Source organism: Fervidicoccaceae archaeon (assembly GCA_038734945.1).
GTDB lineage: Archaea > Thermoproteota > Thermoprotei_A > Sulfolobales > Fervidicoccaceae > ARK-14.
Genome location: JAVYOA010000001.1, coordinates 129,678 through 148,280, shown reverse-complemented (window position 1 = coordinate 148,280; position 18,603 = coordinate 129,678). Strand labels below are relative to the sequence as shown.

23 protein-coding genes are annotated in these 18,603 nt (G+C 46.6%); 13 read left to right on the top strand and 10 right to left on the bottom strand.

Going from position 1 to position 18,603, the window contains the following annotated elements; all coding sequences use genetic code 11:
* Nucleotides 1–51: 51 nt before the first annotated feature.
* Nucleotides 52–585, top strand: a complete 534-nt coding sequence (gene dcd / locus QXR92_00800; protein MEM0318551.1) for a dCTP deaminase — start codon at nt 52–54, stop codon at nt 583–585.
* 36 nt (nt 586–621) lie between these two features.
* On the opposite strand, the gene QXR92_00795 is transcribed toward dcd, so the two are convergent.
* The gene (locus QXR92_00795) at nt 622–876 is read right to left on the bottom strand and encodes a hypothetical protein (protein ID MEM0318550.1); all 255 of its coding nucleotides are present in this window, start codon (nt 874–876) and stop codon (nt 622–624) included.
* 29 nt (nt 877–905) lie between these two features.
* Here QXR92_00795 and QXR92_00790 point away from each other — a divergent pair, with 29 nt between their 5' ends.
* Entirely contained in the window at nt 906–2,024 is a 1,119-nt protein-coding gene (locus tag QXR92_00790) for a tryptophan--tRNA ligase (GenBank protein MEM0318549.1), read from the top strand.
* Here the strand turns inward: QXR92_00790 and QXR92_00785 are convergent.
* Nucleotides 2,021–2,164: a hypothetical protein gene (locus QXR92_00785; protein MEM0318548.1), complete on the bottom strand. Its 144-nt coding sequence runs from the start codon at nt 2,162–2,164 to the stop codon at nt 2,021–2,023. The two genes, QXR92_00790 and QXR92_00785, sit on opposite strands and share 4 nt — an antisense overlap.
* Before the next feature lie 172 nt (nt 2,165–2,336).
* Here QXR92_00785 and QXR92_00780 point away from each other — a divergent pair, with 172 nt between their 5' ends.
* The 6 genes from QXR92_00780 (at nt 2,337) to tpiA (ending at nt 7,498) form a co-directional block, all read left to right on the top strand.
* Nucleotides 2,337–2,945 carry a hypothetical protein gene (locus tag QXR92_00780; GenBank protein MEM0318547.1) on the top strand — a complete coding sequence of 203 codons (609 nt, stop codon included), beginning with the start codon at nt 2,337–2,339 and terminating at the stop codon, nt 2,943–2,945.
* A gap of 145 nt (nt 2,946–3,090) precedes the next feature.
* Nucleotides 3,091–4,020: an NAD(P)-dependent oxidoreductase gene (locus QXR92_00775; protein ID MEM0318546.1), complete on the top strand. Its 930-nt coding sequence runs from the start codon at nt 3,091–3,093 to the stop codon at nt 4,018–4,020.
* On the top strand, nt 4,017–5,093 hold the full coding sequence (locus QXR92_00770; protein MEM0318545.1) for an alanine--glyoxylate aminotransferase family protein: 1,077 nt from the start codon (nt 4,017–4,019) through the stop codon (nt 5,091–5,093). The genes QXR92_00775 and QXR92_00770 overlap by 4 nt, the downstream gene beginning before the upstream one ends.
* On the top strand, nt 5,090–5,959 hold the full coding sequence (locus QXR92_00765) for an ARMT1-like domain-containing protein (GenBank protein ID MEM0318544.1): 870 nt from the start codon (nt 5,090–5,092) through the stop codon (nt 5,957–5,959). The genes QXR92_00770 and QXR92_00765 overlap by 4 nt, the downstream gene beginning before the upstream one ends.
* Before the next feature lie 67 nt (nt 5,960–6,026).
* A complete protein-coding gene (locus QXR92_00760; GenBank protein MEM0318543.1) occupies nt 6,027–6,680 on the top strand; it encodes a class I SAM-dependent methyltransferase in 654 nt (217 codons plus the stop codon).
* 131 nt (nt 6,681–6,811) lie between these two features.
* The gene (tpiA, locus tag QXR92_00755; protein ID MEM0318542.1) at nt 6,812–7,498 is read left to right on the top strand and encodes a triose-phosphate isomerase; all 687 of its coding nucleotides are present in this window, start codon (nt 6,812–6,814) and stop codon (nt 7,496–7,498) included.
* Here the strand turns inward: tpiA and fbp are convergent.
* On the bottom strand, nt 7,495–8,595 hold the full coding sequence (gene fbp, locus QXR92_00750) for a fructose-1,6-bisphosphate aldolase/phosphatase (protein MEM0318541.1): 1,101 nt from the start codon (nt 8,593–8,595) through the stop codon (nt 7,495–7,497). The two genes, tpiA and fbp, sit on opposite strands and share 4 nt — an antisense overlap.
* Nucleotides 8,596–8,743: 148 nt before the next feature.
* On the opposite strand from fbp, the gene QXR92_00745 reads away from it, so the two are divergent.
* Together QXR92_00745 and QXR92_00740 are read left to right on the top strand one after the other, a co-directional pair.
* Entirely contained in the window at nt 8,744–9,049 is a 306-nt protein-coding gene (locus QXR92_00745) for a hypothetical protein (GenBank protein MEM0318540.1), read from the top strand.
* A gap of 82 nt (nt 9,050–9,131) precedes the next feature.
* A complete protein-coding gene (locus tag QXR92_00740) occupies nt 9,132–9,314 on the top strand; it encodes a hypothetical protein (protein ID MEM0318539.1) in 183 nt (60 codons plus the stop codon).
* Here the strand turns inward: QXR92_00740 and QXR92_00735 are convergent.
* The 7 genes from QXR92_00735 to QXR92_00705 all read right to left on the bottom strand — a co-directional run bounded on the left by QXR92_00735 (nt 9,298) and on the right by QXR92_00705 (nt 15,113).
* Complete coding sequence (locus QXR92_00735; GenBank protein ID MEM0318538.1) at nt 9,298–10,392, bottom strand: SufD family Fe-S cluster assembly protein; 1,095 nt, start codon at nt 10,390–10,392, stop codon at nt 9,298–9,300. The genes QXR92_00740 and QXR92_00735 overlap by 17 nt on opposite strands.
* Complete coding sequence (gene sufB, locus QXR92_00730) at nt 10,389–11,810, bottom strand: Fe-S cluster assembly protein SufB (GenBank protein ID MEM0318537.1); 1,422 nt, start codon at nt 11,808–11,810, stop codon at nt 10,389–10,391. The genes QXR92_00735 and sufB overlap by 4 nt, the downstream gene beginning before the upstream one ends.
* Entirely contained in the window at nt 11,800–12,573 is a 774-nt protein-coding gene (gene sufC, locus QXR92_00725) for a Fe-S cluster assembly ATPase SufC (GenBank protein ID MEM0318536.1), read from the bottom strand. Before sufC ends, sufB begins: the two co-directional genes overlap by 11 nt.
* 202 nt (nt 12,574–12,775) lie before the next feature.
* On the bottom strand, nt 12,776–12,967 hold the full coding sequence (locus QXR92_00720; GenBank protein ID MEM0318535.1) for a hypothetical protein: 192 nt from the start codon (nt 12,965–12,967) through the stop codon (nt 12,776–12,778).
* Nucleotides 12,968–12,990: 23 nt separating this feature from the next.
* Complete coding sequence (deoC, locus tag QXR92_00715) at nt 12,991–13,695, bottom strand: deoxyribose-phosphate aldolase (protein ID MEM0318534.1); 705 nt, start codon at nt 13,693–13,695, stop codon at nt 12,991–12,993.
* 1 nt (nt 13,696) lies between these two features.
* Complete coding sequence (locus QXR92_00710) at nt 13,697–13,894, bottom strand: hypothetical protein (protein MEM0318533.1); 198 nt, start codon at nt 13,892–13,894, stop codon at nt 13,697–13,699.
* Nucleotides 13,895–13,910: 16 nt separating this feature from the next.
* Nucleotides 13,911–15,113: a pyridoxal phosphate-dependent aminotransferase gene (locus tag QXR92_00705; protein ID MEM0318532.1), complete on the bottom strand. Its 1,203-nt coding sequence runs from the start codon at nt 15,111–15,113 to the stop codon at nt 13,911–13,913.
* A 131-nt stretch (nt 15,114–15,244) separates the two neighbouring features.
* Here QXR92_00705 and QXR92_00700 point away from each other — a divergent pair, with 131 nt between their 5' ends.
* The 3 genes from QXR92_00700 (at nt 15,245) to QXR92_00690 (ending at nt 18,602) form a co-directional block, all read left to right on the top strand.
* On the top strand, nt 15,245–16,462 hold the full coding sequence (locus QXR92_00700) for a glycosyltransferase (GenBank protein ID MEM0318531.1): 1,218 nt from the start codon (nt 15,245–15,247) through the stop codon (nt 16,460–16,462).
* Between the two features lie 96 nt (nt 16,463–16,558).
* Nucleotides 16,559–17,137 (top strand): hypothetical protein, encoded by a 579-nt coding sequence (locus tag QXR92_00695; protein ID MEM0318530.1) that lies wholly within the window; start codon nt 16,559–16,561, stop codon nt 17,135–17,137.
* Nucleotides 17,138–17,219: 82 nt separating this feature from the next.
* Complete coding sequence (locus tag QXR92_00690; protein ID MEM0318529.1) at nt 17,220–18,602, top strand: hypothetical protein; 1,383 nt, start codon at nt 17,220–17,222, stop codon at nt 18,600–18,602.
* Nucleotide 18,603: the final 1 nt, after the last annotated feature.

The following is an 18,603-nucleotide window of genomic DNA, read 5'->3' as shown; positions in this document are numbered from 1 at the left end:
TTAATATCCAATTTTTTAGGATATGTTTTCAAAAGTAGGGGGAATTACAACATGATACTGGGAGATCGAGATCTGAGATACTACATAAAAACAGGAAGAATATACATAGAGCCATATGATGAAGAAATTGTAAGAGAAAATGGAATAGACTTAAGGCTCTCAAACGAAATAGCAAAGCTAAAGCCTAGCTCCATTCCTGTTGATACAAGGGATAGAGATCTAGATCCAGGAAGCTACTATGAAATAATCAGGGGGGACAGCTTCATAATAATGCCCAACGAGAGGGTTCTCTTAAATACAATGGAATTCATAAAGCTTCCAGATGACATAATGGCGTTTGTCAATCTCAGAAGCACATATGCGAGGCTGGGAATACTGGCCCCACCAACAATTGTGGATGCTGGTTTTGAGGGAAACATAACTATTGAAGTAGTTGGGGGATCTTTTCCAATAAAACTACATTCCGGAGACAGATTTGCTCATCTAATATTTGCTAGACTTCTTACTCCAGTTGAAAAGCCCTATATAGGAGATTATCAAGGTCAGAGAGGAGTTAGATTACCAAAAATGTTCAGAATGCCCTAGCCCCCCTCTACTTCTATTGGATCATTAGCCTTTTCTCTATTCCAAAATTAAAATTTGAAGTTTATACAAACTCATAGAGAGAGCTTCTTCTTCACCATCAATGAAAAGTGCTTTCCATATGAAATAGAGGGGTGTGAGGGTTATGGGCAACAAAAGCTCCAGGAGCTCCACATGAAATGGAGGGGTGTTAACTGGGGAGTTAACAAGACATTCGATCCCTCCTCTCTCACCTCCTGCTAACCCCTCTACTTCCTGTGGAACATCTGGAAACAATATAAACGCTTTCAGCAAAACAACATAACACTTCAAGGTGTTCGGTCTTGGAGGAAAGGAAGGAGGAAATAAAGCTAGATCCCTGGGGATATTCGCAGATCGCAGACTATGAGAAGCTGTTCAACCTATTTGGTATTCGCCCTTTTAGGGAGCTACTTCCAAGAATAAAGTCTCCAAGCATTCTAATGAGAAGAGGAGTTATATTTGGTCACAGGGACTTTGACCAGATACTGGATGCTATGGAGAAAAGGGAAAAAGTGGCGCTTCTCACAGGATTCATGCCAAGCGGTAAGCTGCATTTCGGCCACAAGATGCTCTTGGATCAAATAATATATTGGCAGGAGAGAGGAGTGGACATAATTCTGGCAATCGCTGACATGGAAGCATATGCAGTAAGGAAAATGGACAGAAAGGAGCTCATAAGAATTGCCATCGATGAATATGTAGCAAATGCCCTTGCTCTGGGGCTGCAGAAAAGAAACTTGAGAATATATTTTCAGAGCAACATGGATGCTCCTTACTACAGACTAGCCAACATGTTCAGCCAGAAGGTGACAGCAGCAGAGTTCAATGCTATATATGGCGAGGTTACCCCATCAAAAATAACAGCAGTCCTTCTTCAGGCTGCAGACATTCTCCATCCCATGCTTGAGGAATATGGAGGGTATCAACACGTTTTCGTTCCTGTCGGAGCAGATCAGGACCCCCACCTCAGATTCACGAGGGATATAGCAGATAGATTTTCAAGTGAGCTCAAGCTCAGGAGGCCAGCCAGCACATATCACAGGTTCATGACAGGGCTCGATGGAGGAAAGATGAGCAGCAGCAGGCCTGACTCGGCAATATTTCTCTCGGATCCTCCTGATGTAGCAGCATCTAAGCTGATGAAGGCACTTACAGGAGGAAGAGCGACAGTGGAGGAACAGAGGAAGCTAGGAGGAGAGCCGGAGAAGTGCAGCGTATATGAAATGTATCTCTATCATTTATTACCAAAGGACGAAGATCTCCTTGACATATACTCCAGATGCAGAAGAGGACAGCTATTATGTGGAGAAGACAAGAAGATGGCTGTAGAGAAGCTTCTCAAATGGCTGGAAGAGCATCAGAAAAAGCTCGAACTTGCCAAGGATGAAGCTGAGAAGATAGTGGACATTCCATCGTTTTAGCACTTATAATTCTCCAGCTCTACTTCGAGCCTCTCAGCCATTGAGCACAGATCGTTTATTGGAATGAGTGCCTCCTTTCCCCTTTCAGTTCTCAGATATGCTATTTTTCCCCAGATCTCCACCCTTCCTTTCTCCTTCAATTCCTTCTCCTCTCACAGCTTTAAAAAATGCTAGCAGAAAAGCCCAACTGTCATAACACAAACAAGTAAAAGTAAAAAAGCATCCATAAAAAGGGTTTTCCTCGGGAATCAACCACGAACATTTAAAATCCCAGAATGAGAGCTTTTAGAACAATTTGAGAGAAGATGGGGAATGCCTAACTACAAGCAAATAGGAGTTATTGCTGCAGGCTTTCTGCTCATTGCAGTCATGATCCTCTCAGTCATAATTCCAGTGATAACAGGAATTGGAACAAACCCTCTGGTCAACGTGGAGGGCATCTATGAATACAGTGGGGGGCAATGGAAGAAGATAAACAGCAACGGGACTCTTTGGCTTCCAGAAGGAGAAGGAACCTACCTCATCTACTTTAGAAACTTGAACTGTCCTGCCTGCCAGCAATTCGATACTGTCTGGAGCGAGTACTTCAAGAGCTACCTTCCAAAATCTCCCTACAACATAACACCTGTTGAGATAGTGTGCACATTCTTCTCTTCAAGCTGCTCGGATCCCTCTGCAAAGGCAACATACAGTGCTATTGAAAATGCGCTGGGCCAGTACTTTGGAACTCCATACCTTATGCTGATAAGCAACGGAACATTCCTTTATATGGACTTTCCCCCAGTCACCTCGAGCGGAACATTTTCCGCGCAGCTCCTGAATCAAACAATATCAAATGCCATATATCAGCATCTGCGCTCAATCGCGGGGGAAACAAATACCACAACACAGCAGCCGAGCAACATAACAGCTTCTTCCTAAAGTACAGCATGCATCATAGCTGAAAAGCTCTAAGCGGAAATTTTGAAAAACACAAAAATTTTTAAATTTATACCCAAAAATAAAGAGAACACCGTGAGGTGTTTGCCTCTTTGTCGTCGTTCCCGATTCACAGAACTCCCCACATATTAAAAAGGAAAGGATTCTCATAGCAGACAGAGTAGACAGAACTCTCGCAGAGGAACTGGAGAGAAGGGGGTTTGAAGTTCTCTATTCTCCAGGAATCTCAAGGGAAAAACTTCTAGAGGAAATCGAGAAGTTCGATGCAGTTGTTGTGAGAAGCAGAACGAAAATAGATGCAGAAGTCATCAAGAAAGGAAAGAATCTCAAGCTTATTGCTAGGGCTGGCGTAGGCGTTGACAACATAGATGTTGAGGAGGCTGCGGCGAGGAAAATAGAAATAATTACATCACCAGCAGCCCCTGCCGTTTCTGTTGCGGAGCTCACAGTTGCCCTCATGCTGGTTCTCGCAAGAAAAATAAACACGGCCATGCAGCTCACGAGGGAGGGCAGATGGGAAAAGGTCGAGGGGATCGAGCTGAGAGGAAAAGTAGCAGGAATCATTGGAATCGGAAGAATAGGTAGGGAAGTAGCCAGGCTCTGCAGATGTCTGGGAATGGAAGTAATAGCATATGATGTGAGAAAGGAAGCACTGAACGAGCTACATGGAATAAAGCTTGCCGACAGCCTGGAGGACCTCCTGCGCTCATCAGACATTGTGACATTGCACGTTCCTCTGACAAAGGAGACGCACAGGCTGATTGGGAAGAGGGAAATTTTCCTAATGAAGAATGGAGCCCTTCTCATAAACACATCAAGAGGCTCAATAGTAGATCAGGAGGCACTTCTGGAGGCGCTGAAGGTGGGAAAGCTGGGAGGGGCAGCCCTCGACGTCCTGGAGCGAGAGCCGCCTGGAGAGCTGGAGATGGAGCTCATCAAGCATCCAAATGTTGTGGTAACTCCTCACATTGGGAGCCAAACAGTTGAGGCTCAGAGGAGGATAGCCTTGGAGATCGCAGAAGCAATTGAGAGAAAGCTCAGGAGGGTGGAAGAGTGATACTGGTTCCCGGACCAGTGGAGCTTCACGAGAGAGTTCTGAAAGCTATAGCTATGCAGGTAGTTTCCCATCGATCCGAGAAGTTTTCCAATCTGCTAACATCAATCCTGGAAGATCTGAAGTGGAGCGTTGGGGGGAACGGGGAAGAGAAAGCACTGCTGCTTACCGGCTCAGGAACGCTTGGAGTTGAGGCAATGATATACTCCCTAGTGAATCCAGGAGATAGAGTCCTTGTGCTGGAATTTGGAGAGTTTGGGAGGAGAATGAGAGAGAGCCTGGAAAGCAGGGGAGCAAGGCTGGAAACGCTGAAGAGCCCCCCAGGCAGCGCACCATCATTTGCTGAAGTTGCAGAGGCAGCCGAGCGCTTCAAGCCAAAATACATAGCTACAGTGCATGTCGAGACGAGCACAGGAGCAATTATAAGCTATTTGGAGAGGCTATCAAGGCTCTCAGAGGAGATGGGAGCACAGCTTCTCCTAGATGCAGTATCATCCCTTGGAGGAGAGGAGCTGAGAATGAGCAGCTGGAACATATTCGCGGTTGCCAGCTGCTCTCAGAAAGGCCTTGGAGGACCTCCTGGATTATCTATTGTTGCTCTCTCAAGCGAGGCATCAAGGATAGCATGCAGAACAAGCTCAAAGCCGTCATACCTGGATCTCTGTAAGTATTTGAAATTTCTGGAAAAAAGGGAAACGCCCTTCACACCAGCTATCAACCTCATGTATGGTCTAGCAGAGGCGCTGAGAATCCTCAGAGAGGAGGGAAAGGAGGAAAGATGGAGTAGAATACAGAGGGCAAGCTCTCTGCTGTATAATGAGGCTGGGAGGTTGGGCTATTCACCGCTACCCTCCGAGGAGGTCAGGGCACATACAGTTGCTGCACTTGTTCCTCCCAGGGGAAGGAGCTCAATTGAAATAGCAGAAAATCTCAAGAAAAGGGGAATCTATGTTGCTACTGGTATGGGAGATCTGAAGGAGAAAATCCTGAGAGTTGGGGTAATGGGGTACATCACAGAGGAGCACGTGAGGAAGCTCATTGGAGAAATGGAAAGAATAGAGGAAGAACAAGCATGAATAGACCGAGAGATTGCATTTCATGCCTAGTAGGGAGCAGAATCAACGATCTTAAGGAAGCAGGGATCATGGAAGAAGGATATTCCGCTCTTTTAAATGCCATCTCTGCACTTTTGAGGAAGCCAAGAAGCGAGGCCTTCTCGCTGAGCTTCAGAATAGTTTCAGAGCTCTCCGGAAACCGCGATCCCTACTATGAGCACAAAGCAAAGCTGAATGAGCTGGCCAAGGAACTCCTTGAAAGAATTAAGGATATTGTGGATTGGAATGAAGCTGAGCTCCTCAAGCTAGCTGCAGCAGCAAACATATTCGATACAAGCGTTCTCGGATATAGCTACGATCTAAAAGCAACAAAAGAGCAGGATCTGTTTGAACCACCAGCAATAGACGACTCGAGAACAATAAACTGGAAAGGCATCAAGAAAATAGCATACGTGCCTGATAATTCCGGAGAGATAATCTTCGATCTATTTGTAGCAAGCAAGCTCTCCTCCCTCGGATATGAGATCCTCCTCGTGCTTAGGGAGGATCCCTACGAGATAGATGCTACATATTCAGAGGTGCTCAGGCATCTCAATGGAAGCATTGGTGCAATCCGATCCAAATGGAACTTACCGCCCCTATATAAAGCGCATCCAAGCAATGATGCATGGAGGGCAATGCTCGATTCGGACATCGTAATTTCAAAGGGCATAGCAAACCTTGAAGGCTACATAGATTCAGGAAGGTGGCTGGAGAATAAAGCCATATTTCTGCTTAGAGCGAAGTGCCCAGTAATAGCAAGAGCTCTGGGCGTTCCTAGAAAATCTCCAGTAATTCTATCTGAAAGGAGGGCCTGGGAAGCATCGAATCAAATACTCGAGAAATAAGTAGAAAGAGAAATAACAATGGGACATAAAAGTAAATATGCAGTAAAAATAGAGCGGTGCTGCTGCTTTGGAATCTCCAAGAGAGGAGAGAACATTCAGAGTCTTTGATGAGAGGATAGAGGAATACGATGAATGGTTTGAGAGGCAGAGGATAATATATGAAAGCGAGCTGAAGCTCACAGAGAGCTTTCCCTGCAGCAAGCCCTGCATCGAAATTGGCGTTGGAACTGGAAGATTCGCTGCCCCCTTGGGCGTTGAAACAGGCATAGATCCCTCCACTTCTGCACTTTCACTCTCAGCAGCCAGAGGAATTGAGGTGGTGAGGGGAGTAGCAGAGCACCTGCCCTTCAGAAACGAGTCCTTTCGAACAGCATATCTAATAGTAACTCTGTGCTTCGTAAACAATCCCAGAAAAACTCTAAGCGAAGCTGCTAGGGTGCTCAAGCACGGAGGAAGGCTCATAACCTGCATTGTTCCGCTCGACTCGGAATGGGGGCAGTTCTATGAGAAAAGGAAGAGGGCCGGAGAGAGCATCTTCTATGCAAATGCTGTTTTCTATACAAGGGAGCAGGTGAAATCAATGCTCAAAGAGGAAAAACTCAACGTTGTTAGGGCAGCCAGCGTTCTCCGCTACAGCCCAGGAAAGAAGCCAGCTCAGGAGGATCCCCTGGAAGGAGAAGAAGGATCTTTTGTGTGCTACGAATCAACAAAGATCTCATGAGATCTCCAACAGTACCCCTCTCTCCATAAATCTTTGCAAGTTTCTTTGATTCCCAAGCATCTATTTCATTGAACAAAAGACAGTAAGCAAAATAAGCAGAGAAAACAAAGAGCTTTTGGAGCTGATGCTCCTTGGCAGAGGAGAGGATCCTCGTAATAAACTACAAATCATTCCCCACCAGCTATGGAGAAAAGGGACTGGCTATTGCTAAGCAGGCTGAAAAAGCTTCGAAAAGCACAGGCGTCAGAACGATTCTTGCTGTGCCATTCACAGAGATTAGGTCAATAGCAGAAAGAGTTGAGCTGGAAGTAGTAGCGCAGCACATTGATCCTATAGCAGAAAGCGCGGCCACTGGACGCATTACAGCTAAGATGATATCATCTGCAGGAGGGAAGGGATCCCTGATAAATCACAGCGAAAGAAGGATGCTCCTCTCGGAGATAGAAGATGCAGTGGATATGCTGAGGAATGCTGGCTTAATTTCAATAGCATGCGCTTCTACACCAAGAACAGCAGCAGCCATTTCCGTTCTATCTCCAGATATGGTTGCTGTGGAGCCTCCTGAGCTCATTGGAACTGGCATAAGTGTTTCGAGGGCAAAGCCCGAGGTTATAACGGCATCAGTTGAGCTGATTAGGAAAGCGGGATCCAGCAGAATACCAATACTGGTTGGTGCAGGAGTCAGCTTCAAGGATGATGCAAGAAGAGCCGTAGAGCTTGGAGCAGCAGGAGTACTTGTAGCCAGCGCAGTCATGAATGCACCGGATCCTGGGAAAAAAATACTGGAGCTCTCCGAGGGACTCCTGGAAAAAACCTAGGCCTTCCTCTCCTCAAGCTTCTTTAGGACCTGAGGAAGGTTTGTGTACTCCATCTCCTCCGGTCCCAGCCTATGGGGCATGAAGGGACCATGTCTCCTCATATAATCAGCAATCTTCTGGGCAAGCCTCCTAGCCTCATCGAATGCTGGATCATCGAAGAGATCGCTCGGCCCTATGAGCTTTCCATCCTTGATATTGAATCCCAGTGCTACAATTCTAGGAGGACCGTCGAACCTGGTACATCTAGCATCCCTCTGAGATACGGGCATTAGGGGACCGTTGTGGCTCCCTCTCATCCACCCTGCTACGAGGTGTGGAAAGGAAAAGGGCTCAAGGATCTCGCCCAGAGCAGGAAAGCCGCTCTGCGCCCTTGCTATTGCAACAGGATCATCCTTTCCCACATACTTTCCGGCAATTAGGTTCAGTCTCTCGCTGCTCACAGCAGCGGCAATCTCTCCATCGGATCTCCTAAAAATTCTCTTTATTGTATATCTACCCGTTGTTCCTATGAGTGCCAATATGTCGTAGATGTCCTCTGGAGCATTTAAGAAGTACACCTTGTGCTCAATGAGATCCCAGATCTCGAACTTGAAGCCAGAATGAAGCTTTGGATCTATGACTAGCCCAGAGGTATTGAAGGGATCAGCGAAGATCTTATAGAATGGCAGATTGAAAGCTCCAGGCTCAGTCTTATCAGCCATGAAGATCACGATGGGCTCGCTTGGTCTCTCAACGAAATCCATCTCAGCAACTCCAGGCCCCATCCCTCTAACATTCCCTGAGAAGGAATCTGAAAGGAGATCTTGTCCCGCTCCATAGAGCCCCAGCCTCTGGGCAACCTTTGTTGCCTCCTTAAAGGCCTCCCAAGCAAGTCCGTGAACATCTGGATTATCAACACCTCCATAGTGAGTCATTATTAGCTCAAGATCGTCTCCGACATTTGTGACATAGAAATCCTCTATTACTCCTCTCGCCTTTCCCTCACCAAGAACCCTGGTTGCAGTAGCTAGCAGATCCGGATGAACAACATGGTGGCCAGCGAGACCACCAACATCTGCCTTTATAACACTCACAGTCACCTTCCTATCTCCTGGCAGAATGCATCACCAATATAAAACTATGTCAGAGTTCCAGTTTAAATAAGTGCACTTATTCGTTCTCTTTTCACTAAAATCTCAATCAATTCTTTTCGAAATGTTTTTATATTCCCACAAATGTTATGCAATTGAATAAAGGGTGTTATGCATGAGTCTAATCAGGCAAGCTCTCAACCTGAGAGAGCCTGCGGAGTACATTGCAGAGGCTATGAGAATTGATCCTCCGCAGAACGTGAAGGATCCATTCAGAGTAACACTCTTGCTCATCAATGGAGAAGAAATTTTACTTGAAGCTTACAGCATAAATTTCCGCAGTGCAATGATAAATGCGAACATTAGCAGAAAGGATCTCTGCGTGAAGCTCGAAGGGGAAGGGTGCATAAGTAAGCTAAAGCTGTCATTCCCAAGAGGAGCTTTGGTAATAGCAGACAATGGAAACATCACCATCGAGTAATTCGACAAAAATCTAAAAAAGTTCTCGCTTATTCGCACAAAACCTTTTTAGCACCCCCTCCAAATTATTATCGGCGATCGTCTTGAACAGAAGATTCTCTAGAAAGGACTGCATGGAGGCATGCTTTGCATATTACACAGAGCTTTTCCTCGCCAATGAGAAAGAAGCAGAGCTAATATGCATCGAGACATGCTCTCCGGAGCCAGAAGAACACAACATCCTCAAGAGGAGCCCGATTTCAGCTCCAGCTATAGCAGTCCAGTAATTATTCCTTCAGCATTCAGCTCCTCGAGAACGCCCAGAGCTGAGCTCCTCACAAGAAGCTCTATTGCCTCCTTCTCGCTCAGCCCCCTTGACCGCAAATAGAAGAGAACACCCTCAGGAATTGGGGAGACTGATGTCTCATGCGAGGCACTTAGAACCTCGCTGTTCTCAACTTCCAGAGAGGGGATCGAATAGCTTCTCGCTCCATCGCTTATTTTATACACTATGCTGCTCAGCACATTCTCGCTCATCACAGCTTCCTCAGCAACCTTCAACCTTCCTCTATGAACAACGCTTCCTCCAAAATTGAATCCCCTTACCTTAACCTCAGCCTTCCCTTCAGGAGAGTCATTTATTACATTTGTTATATAATCGACCTTCTCACCGTTCCTGGCAAGGAGGAAAGAGCGAATGCTAGCGCTCTCTCCACTTCCTTGCAGTATAACCTCATCCGATGAGAGGTTGGATTTTCCCCCAATGGCAACACTTCTCAAATCTATCTTGCTCCTGCCAGAAGCATGCACCCTTATCCAGGATACTGGAAGACCCCCATCATCATACCTGCTTAGCTTCCAAAGACGGAGCTCGGAATCTCTCATCAGAACTTCAAAGCTCAGCATTGGAGCTCCATTTGAGGACCTGGCAGAAGAGGCAATAACAACCTCACCCTTCGAGCCAGGCTCCATTTCAAGCCTTACATGGTGGTGTGAGCTTCCAGCTTGAGGAGCAATATCCAATATCATCAATCTTTTCTCCTCCTTTTCGGCAATCTTCAAAAGCAGCGCTCCATTCAATAGAAGAAAGTGTGCCGCCATAATTCTGCCCTCGTTCTCATTGAAGAGGAGAGGAGAAGGACGAATCTCTTCCCCCTCTCCAGTGAAGCCTCCATCTGGAAGGAGCTCAATTGAGCTTGATCCAGGAATAACATTTCTAATTAAAGGCTCAGCCTTTCCTCTGGGCTCATCCAGGCTTTCCTCAAGAAGCTTCCAGCTAGTATAGTACTTCATTGTTGGGCTGTCATGCATGCTCTGATATGGTATGCTCTTTATATTTGCTAGAACTGCCTCCCTTCTCATCATCCCGTCCCCCCAAGTTTAGAGAACTCCAGCTGTATAACTGTATTCAGCACGGATGCCATCTCGAACGGAACATCAACAAGAACATCCTCCAAAAATCCTAGCACCATCAGGCTCTTTGCCTCTCCCTCACTCAATCCTCTAGAGCGCATGTAGAAGAGCTGCTCCTCGCTTATCCTGCCTGTCCTCGCCTCATGGCTAACAGAGGCGGTGTCCTCCTCTATTTGGTTGTGCGGATATGTATATGCCCTGCTTTTTCTATCTAGAATGAGGCTGTCACAGCTGCTTGTCACTACGGTGTTTTCCGATCCTCTGTTTATCCTCACCAATCCCCTGTACACATTTGTTCCGCCATTGGCACTTATGCTTTTGCTTACGATTTTGGCACCTGCATTCTTGCCCAGAGCTATTACCTTCGCTCCAGTATCCTTCAACTTCTTTCCATTGGATATTGTTACAGTGTAGATGGAAGTCTTCGCCCCATCTCCCTTCAATATTGTGCTGGGGTAAACATATGTTACCTTGCTCCCAACGCTCCCCTCAAGCCACTCAACCGAGGAATTGCTCTCAGCTATAGCCCTCTTATTGTTGAAGTTTATCACATTGCCGCTCCAATTTTGGAGCGTCACGAACTTTACCCTGCTGTTTCTATGAGCATAAATTTCAACCATGCCATCATGGAAGCTATAGCTCTTGTACATTGGGGCAGAGCAGCCCTCTATAAATTGAATTTCACTCCCCTCATCCGCTATGAGGAGCGTGTGCTCGAACTGTCCCTCCAGCGCGCTTGCCATGAAGAAGAAGGCCTCTATTGGCTGAGGAATCCTTATGCCTCTTGGAACATAAACAAAAACTCCGCCGCTCCATAGAGCTGCGTGGAGAGCTGCGAATTTATGCTCAGCAAAGGGAAAAACCCTACTGAAGTACTCTTTGACCATGTCGGGATATCTATTGAGGGCCTCCTCCATTGGAACCATAACTACTTTCCTTTCCTCCAGCAGCTTCTTTATTCCCAAATAAACGGTCTCACTCTCAAATTGAAAGCTTATTCCAGCCAAGGCCCTCTTTTCAGCCTCAGGGAGGTTCAGACCCTCATAGACCCTCCTTATCTCCTGAGGTATATCCTCCCAGCTCCTAGCAAGACCTGCTTCAGGCTTTATATAGTGAGCTAGCTCATCTATATCGAGCTCCTCAACTCCTCTAATCCAATTTGGAAATGGCAGCTTCTCATATGCTTCCAGCGCCTTTAATCTGAGCCTGAGCATCCATTCGGGCTCCTTCTTCGCTCTGCTTATTTCCTCAATCAGAGATCTCTCCAACCTTCCCTTAACTACATAGGAGCTCCTGAAGCCCTCTGGGAGCTGGACCTCTCCTCCTAGAGAGAGCTTTCCCAGAACACTTTCTCTGTTCTCAGCTTTCAATTCCCCTGACCCCCAACTCCTTTGCCAGGCCCGAATAGCCCTTGGCATCAATTTTCTCAGCCAACTCCATCTTCCCCTCAGCTATAATTCTGCCTCCAACCATAACAGCTATCCTATCAGGCCTAACCATTGAGAATAGCCTGGTGTAGTGAGTGATCAGAAGAACGCCCTTCCCCTCTTTTCTCATCCTCTCGATGAACTCTCCCACAACTCTCAGACCATCCACATCTAGTCCGCTGTCTGGCTCATCCATCACAATGTACTTGGCATTGAGCACCATAGCCTGAAGGAGCTCCGCCCTCTTCCTCTCTCCCCCACTGAATCCAACATTTATCTCCCTATAGAGAACCTCCTCCTTTAAACCAACTCTAGCTGCAGCTTCTCTCATCCTTGAAAAGAAGGAAGCGTCAGATACCTTCAGGAGATCCTTCGACGTTCCCCTTGACTTGTTGTACGATGCTAGGAGAAGGGTGCTCAGCTTAACTCCAGGGATTTCAGGTGGATTTTGAAAGAGGAGAAGAAGACCTCTGAGCATTCTATCCTCGGGAGGATATGCTGTTATTTCCTCGTTGTCCAGCACTATTCTTCCCTTCCTCAAGACAACCGAAGGGCTTCCTGCAATAGCACTGGCAAAGGTTGTTTTTCCTGATCCGTTTGGTCCCATTAGAGCTAGGATCTCTCCTTCCCGAAGCTCAATACTTACCCCCCTCAGTACAAGCTTCCCCCCAGCTTCTGCCTCCACATCCTCAGCAAGCAGCACCATTGGCATCGGCACCCCATCTTTTGCTTTGGACACATGGAAAATAACAGTCTCGTATATATACCTCAGGTCTCCAGCAGCTTAAGTCTGCTCTGCAGGACCCTCCTCTCCTCCGAGCTCCTCCTCCGTATGAGCTCTATTGCCCTATCTTTTCCAAGAGCATTGAAGCAATCCAAACAGATAGCTCTAGCTTTATCCACTCTAATCAAACAGTCAGGACAAATAAGTCTGCCGCAGATCTGGCATCTCTCCACGGAGTGCTTCCTTCCGCATCTCTCACACATGGTCTGAAGGCATACCAAGCACATGCCTCTCTCGATGCTAAAGCAGTGCTCGCATACCCTCCTTTTACATAGAGGACAAACAAAAAGAGCCCTCCTTTTTCCACAAATTTCACACAGCTCTGCAGATGGCATCGCACTAACCTTGGATCTGGGATAGAGCCTGCGGATACTCCCTCACAATCTTCACACTGCTGCTTGCTCCAATTATATCAGCTCCATAAGCTATGAGCAGTGCTGCCTGCATCCCAGTTCTTATGCCTCCTGAGGCCTTTATTCCCTGCTTATCTCCAACCGACCTCCTTATGATAATTATATCCTCAATGCTTGCTCCTCTAGGACCGAATCCCGTTGAAGTTTTCACGTAGTCTCCTCCAGCTTCAGAAACATAGCTGGAAATTGTTGAAATTAGATCTGGGGTCAGCAGTCCAGTTTCAAGTATGAACTTTATGCCCAAACCCAAAGCATGGGAAAAGGATGTGAGCTCCTGGATCTCCCCTCTAACAAGCTCCAACCTTCCTGACAGAGCTGCCATTATGTTTATTACAACATCAACCTCCAGAGCCCCATCATTCGCTGCTCTCTCGATCTGTGCTTTCTTTATTTCAGCAGGATCGTGCCCAAGCGGAAAGCTGATTACCGTAGCTATCTTTGCTCTGCTGATCTCATGTACTTCTCTGACTGCCCAGGGAGGTATCACTAGGGCTCTAAAGCCAAGCTTCTCAGTCTCATCTGCAGCCCTCATTATTGCCTGCATCCCTTCTTCAGGTCTCAGCACAGTGTGATCTATTCTCCTCGCGAGCTCTTCCTGTGTCCTTGGAAGCCTATCTAGGCTGAAGATCAATTTACTCACCTCTTTCGCTTTCCTTTCTTCTCTGAATCTCATGTCTAGATATGTGAGATATAAGATCTTCTTCAGTGAAGAATATTGGGGATTCCTCACCATAGCCGCAAAGGGGACACCAAAATGCTTTGTCCTTAGTCCTTCTGGTCTTGAATAGAGATCCGAACCTATCGATTACTATCTCGCTGTCCTCACCCATGCATGAAAACACCCACCTATCTGTTCATCTTTTCAATATTAACACGTTTCTCCCTTTCCTTTGAGAGTGCTCCTACGAGCTCATCCATTGCTCCAGAGAAGCTCTTGGGCTCTTGTCCCAGGCCAATTCTCAAATATCCTGGGCTCTCAAAGCACTCTCCAGGATTAACCAGGATTTTCCAGTTCTCAAAGAGATCCAGGGCAAGAGAGAGGGTGTTCTCTTCCCATGGAACAGATGCCCAGATAAATGCTCCTGCCTGCGGTTGAAGAGGAGAGAGAAGATCCCCAGAAGCTCTCGAGAGAAACTCCCGGAGATTCTTCCGAACAATCTCCTTTGCCCTGCTTCTTAGCCTCTCAATGCTCTCTCCTCCTAAAATATGCGATGCTATTTTATCGCTGAGAATGGAGGGAGCTATACTTACATAGTCCTTGGCTGACCACGCCCTCTCAACAATTTCTTTTTTCCCAGAGAGCCATCCTATCCTCAGACCGGGAAGACCATAGACCTTTGAGAGCCCAGAAACGGAAACAGCAGAATCCTTGCCAAGTATTTCAAGAGCGCTTGGCCTCTCTCCGCTCAGCTCGGAACCCCAATAAACTTCATCAAATATCAATATGGTTCCTGCTCTTCTTGCAGCATCGCCCAGCTCCGCGATGTCCTTTTCTGGAATAACAGTTGCAGTTGGGTTGTTTGGATTACAAATGAACGCAGCCTTTGGCCTCCTCTCCTCTATAATGTTTATTGCTCTCTCAATGGGAAAAGCCCAGGAAGGAGGAGAGCGTCTGAGCTCCAGTTTTTTCCCTCCCAGAAACTCTATTAGACCAGGGATCTGCATGTAATTCGGCAAATCAACCACAGCTGTTTCTCCCAATTTAACCGTGCTCATTGCTGCAACTAGATTTGCCTCTGCGGAACCTGCTGTAACTAGAACTTCCTCTCTGCTCACCTCGCCCTTGTATAGCTCTGCTATTCTCTCTCTTAGCTCAGGGGATCCCCTTGTCCAGCCATAACCAATTTCCATATTCATGAGCTCTTCAAGATTCAATCCAAAACTCTCGAGCTCATTTAGCCTGAGAGGAAAAACCCCGCTCTCACTCATGTTTGTCCTAGCAAAATTCTCGTGGAGGCTCTGCCACCTCTCTAGGCAGAAAGCCCTCAAATTTTCCCTCATCATTCCAAACAGAAGATCCTCTATTTTCCCCCTGCTTGTATTTCTCAATGAACCCCACACCTGATTCCTCTGAGTAATTGTTTAGAAAAATAAACCTGTTGTCCCGCCTCAATCCCGAATGATTACCGGGATTGTTCATATGAGATACCTGGGCATAAAGATCCCTCTCGGGGAGGAGGATGGAGAAGGAGGCTCTAGTAGCTCATCACTTCTGGAATGAGCCAGGCGGTGCCGAACTGACTATGGCTTCCGCAGCACAAGCCCTCTATGAGCTCGGCATCCGCACCTCCATCCTCTCCCCAAACAATGTGGACAAGAGGAAGTACAAAGAGTTCTTTGGCATAGATCTCAGCAGCATACCAGTGCTCGGTCCTAAGCTGGAGCTCAAGGGATTTGCCTTATACTCAAGGCTCTTGCTTTTCCCCCTCCTGCTCATGCATGAAAAGGGAGATGAGATAGTTCTCACAGACTCTCCATTTTATAAGAAAAATGGAAGCAAGATTATTGAGTACATACACTTCCCACTGGAAATATACTTCAGCAACACACAGAGAGCTTCAGAGCTTCAGGAGGAAATGGATCCATATATTGGAGAAAAATATTCAAAGAGCTTCTACTACTTATACTGGAAACTCTTCACAAAGATATCTCCCATATTTGCCAGAAGGAACCCATTCGAATCAGCATCTTTGGTTCTCGTCAATTCGAGGTGGACTGGAAACATTGTGAGGGAGGTGTATGGGGAGAAGCCCACTGTATTGAACCCCCCAATCCCGCCATCGATGGAGATAGTTGAGAGGCCAAGGGACTTTGAGGAGAGGGAGAAGAGCGTGGTCATGATTGGGAGGTACAGCGAGGAGAAGAGGTATCACTGGGTCATAGAGGAGGTATTGCCGAGGCTCCTCAGGGAGGATCCTGAGATAAGGCTATACATAATTGGGTCCTCCTCCACCCCCCATTCCAGAGCATATGTGAGTAGGCTGATGAAGCTAGCTGGGAGCATGGGGATCAAGATCTCTGAAAAGGAAGAATGCAGTGAGAGCATATGCCTCTTGCTCAATGCTCCAAGCGAGCTCAAGCTTAAAATCATGGACAGATCCAGGGTATTCATGCATGCAACAGTAAACGAGCACTGGGGAATTGCTGTTGCAGAGGCAATGGCCAGGGGAATTCCAGCAGTGATTCACAGATCTGGAGGTGCATGGAGCGATCTGGCTGAGGATGGGAGAAATGCCCTTGGATATATGGATGGGGATGAGGCAGCAGATGCTGTTCTCAGGCTCATGAACAATGAGGGGGAGTGGAGAAGGCTTTCAAGGGCATCTGTGGAGAGGGTAAAGGAGCTAAGCTACGGGAAATTCAGAGAGAGGCTGAAGGAAGTGACAATGGCATTATGAGAAAAATGGAATATAAAAAAACAATTGTAATCAATCACCTCAGTCTTTTTAAACCCTAAAAATTGTTTAGATTTAAAAAGGAGATGATTTGATAATATGAAGAACGTAACACCCCTAGTATTTTTAGTGGTAGCATCGTTGGCAGCGACAGCGATATTTGCCAGCGTCTTCGTCTACTATCCTGTAACAGCAGCAGCAACACCAACAAAACCACCGATCTACTTCTCTTTGGGGAGCAATGCTAATCAGAACGATCTGTTCTATGGAAGTGGCAACAAGATAGCAGTAACCATATCGGATGCCAACACTTCACTTTCAATAAATGTGCATCCTACCTACCAGACCAACTACTATAAGAACATCGCCAACATCAACAATCAGGATACCCAGGCATATTACTTCGCTGTAAGAGTGAACAGTGCTGCTACCGATACAAACTTGCAGAGCGCCTCTCTAATAATCAGGAGCGGCTCAACAACCGTCGCTACAATCAATCTAATGCAAACTGGAACCAGTAGTTGGTACTCTATTAGTGGTAGTAGCTCTCTCTCACTGGATCTTCAAGTGACTTACTCTGCAGGCACAGGCTCATCCTACAGCACTAGCCCTGGAAGCGGATTCACTGCCAGCCTTCAGCTGATCTACAGCACAACGAACAGCGAAACAGCGCCTTGAGGTGAAATGAGCCATTGCAAAAAGCAAACTATTTATTCTTTTTTCGATCTCTCTTCTTCTCTTCTCAGTAGCTCTTGCTTCTGTGTTCGTTTTCTATAAGCTCTCAGCATCATCCTCGCCTTCCAGACCCCCAGTCATATTCACCCAGCCCCCCCAAACATATGCAAGCATTCAGCTAACATCTAGGGGAGCAATAACATATACAGACTTTGAAACATATCCTCTTTCAGGATGGAATAGTGATGGGGGCACATGGACTCTAGTTAGTAATGTGGCGGGAGCTAAGGGAAACGTCCTGCAGGGAACTGACAACAACAGAGGTCTTGGAAGTGAATCTCAGTACTACTACAACACACAAGTATCAGGCAATAGCTACTGGATAGCATTGAAGACAAGATGGGTTTCGGGAACTGGATGGTACGGCATCCCCATGATGAACTCAAGAATAAATAGAATGTACACGGTAGAGATATACACTACAGGATCCACAGCCGGGTACCTCCAGATATGGAGCTACAACGTGGTGGTAAACAATGGATGGAGCAATCACGCTAGTGTTGCTATACCTGGCTATAGTCAAGCCGCCTGGTACACTATTGTGGTAAACTACTCGGTCTCCGGGAGTACCATCAGCATAACGGCATACCTCTACGATGCCAGCGGAAACTATGTTACCTCAGCTTCAGCAACCATAACCAGCACCAACGTGTTCACCCCAGCCTACATAGGAGTGTCCGTAGATGATGTTTCTGCATATTTCGACGAATTCATCATTTCAACAGTAGATCCAAGGACTATTACCATACAAAATCTTTCCTCTGGAATGTACGTGGAAATAAGAGATAGCCTTGGAAACCTGGTATCCTCTGGAACAGCGAGCAGCAGTCAGCTTTCTCTAAGTGTAGTCTCAGATTTTGTGGTCGGTACTGGAAGCGGCGGCAGCATCTCAATATACAGCTCTCAGGGAGGACTGCTGCTTGCTCAGTACACAGCTCCCACCACCAGCGCCATCCTCGGAGGAGACTCATATTCAGTTGTTGGAGCAACTCTAATAGTAAATATAGCACAGGCAAACACATCTGCCTCAATATATATCTACACTTTTTACATAAATAGCCTCTCATCGAAATCCATATTGAACATAACCGTGTTGGACACAGTGCAGTACTATGCATCGCTTTCCCTATCCTCATACTCTCTCTCATCAAATCACTCCGGCTCAATCTATCTCCTTTCTCAAGGTGGAGCGAGCTCGACATCGATAACGTTCTCTTCGGGAATTCCAGGTTCCTATTCTACGTCTGAGATTTCCCTGCTTCCTGGCTCAGGAAATGCCATAATAGCAAGCATAAGCTCCTCCGGCTCCGGCACATCCTCTCTGAATTTGAACTTAATATATTGCACGATTTCTGGTGGGCAGGGGGCTTGTGTCTACTATCCAATAACAGTTCAGGTGATCTCCTGAA

Excerpts from the sequence above, each read along its gene's own strand:
- QXR92_00780 (MEM0318547.1), top strand. The coding sequence starts at position 2,337 with ATGCCTAACTACAAGCAAATAGGAGTTATTGCTGCAGGCTTTCTGCTC.
- QXR92_00745 (MEM0318540.1), top strand. The coding sequence starts at position 8,744 with ATGAGTCTAATCAGGCAAGCTCTCAACCTGAGAGAGCCTGCGGAGTAC.
- QXR92_00700 (MEM0318531.1), top strand. The coding sequence starts at position 15,245 with ATGGAGAAGGAGGCTCTAGTAGCTCATCACTTCTGGAATGAGCCAGGC.
- dcd (MEM0318551.1), top strand. The coding sequence starts at position 52 with ATGATACTGGGAGATCGAGATCTGAGATACTACATAAAAACAGGAAGA.
- QXR92_00765 (MEM0318544.1), top strand. The coding sequence starts at position 5,090 with ATGAATAGACCGAGAGATTGCATTTCATGCCTAGTAGGGAGCAGAATC.
- QXR92_00695 (MEM0318530.1), top strand. The coding sequence starts at position 16,559 with ATGAAGAACGTAACACCCCTAGTATTTTTAGTGGTAGCATCGTTGGCA.
- QXR92_00735 (MEM0318538.1), bottom strand. The coding sequence starts at position 10,392 with ATGATGAGAAGGGAGGCAGTTCTAGCAAATATAAAGAGCATACCATAT.
- QXR92_00710 (MEM0318533.1), bottom strand. The coding sequence starts at position 13,894 with ATGGGTGAGGACAGCGAGATAGTAATCGATAGGTTCGGATCTCTATTC.
- sufC (MEM0318536.1), bottom strand. The coding sequence starts at position 12,573 with ATGGTGCTGCTTGCTGAGGATGTGGAGGCAGAAGCTGGGGGGAAGCTT.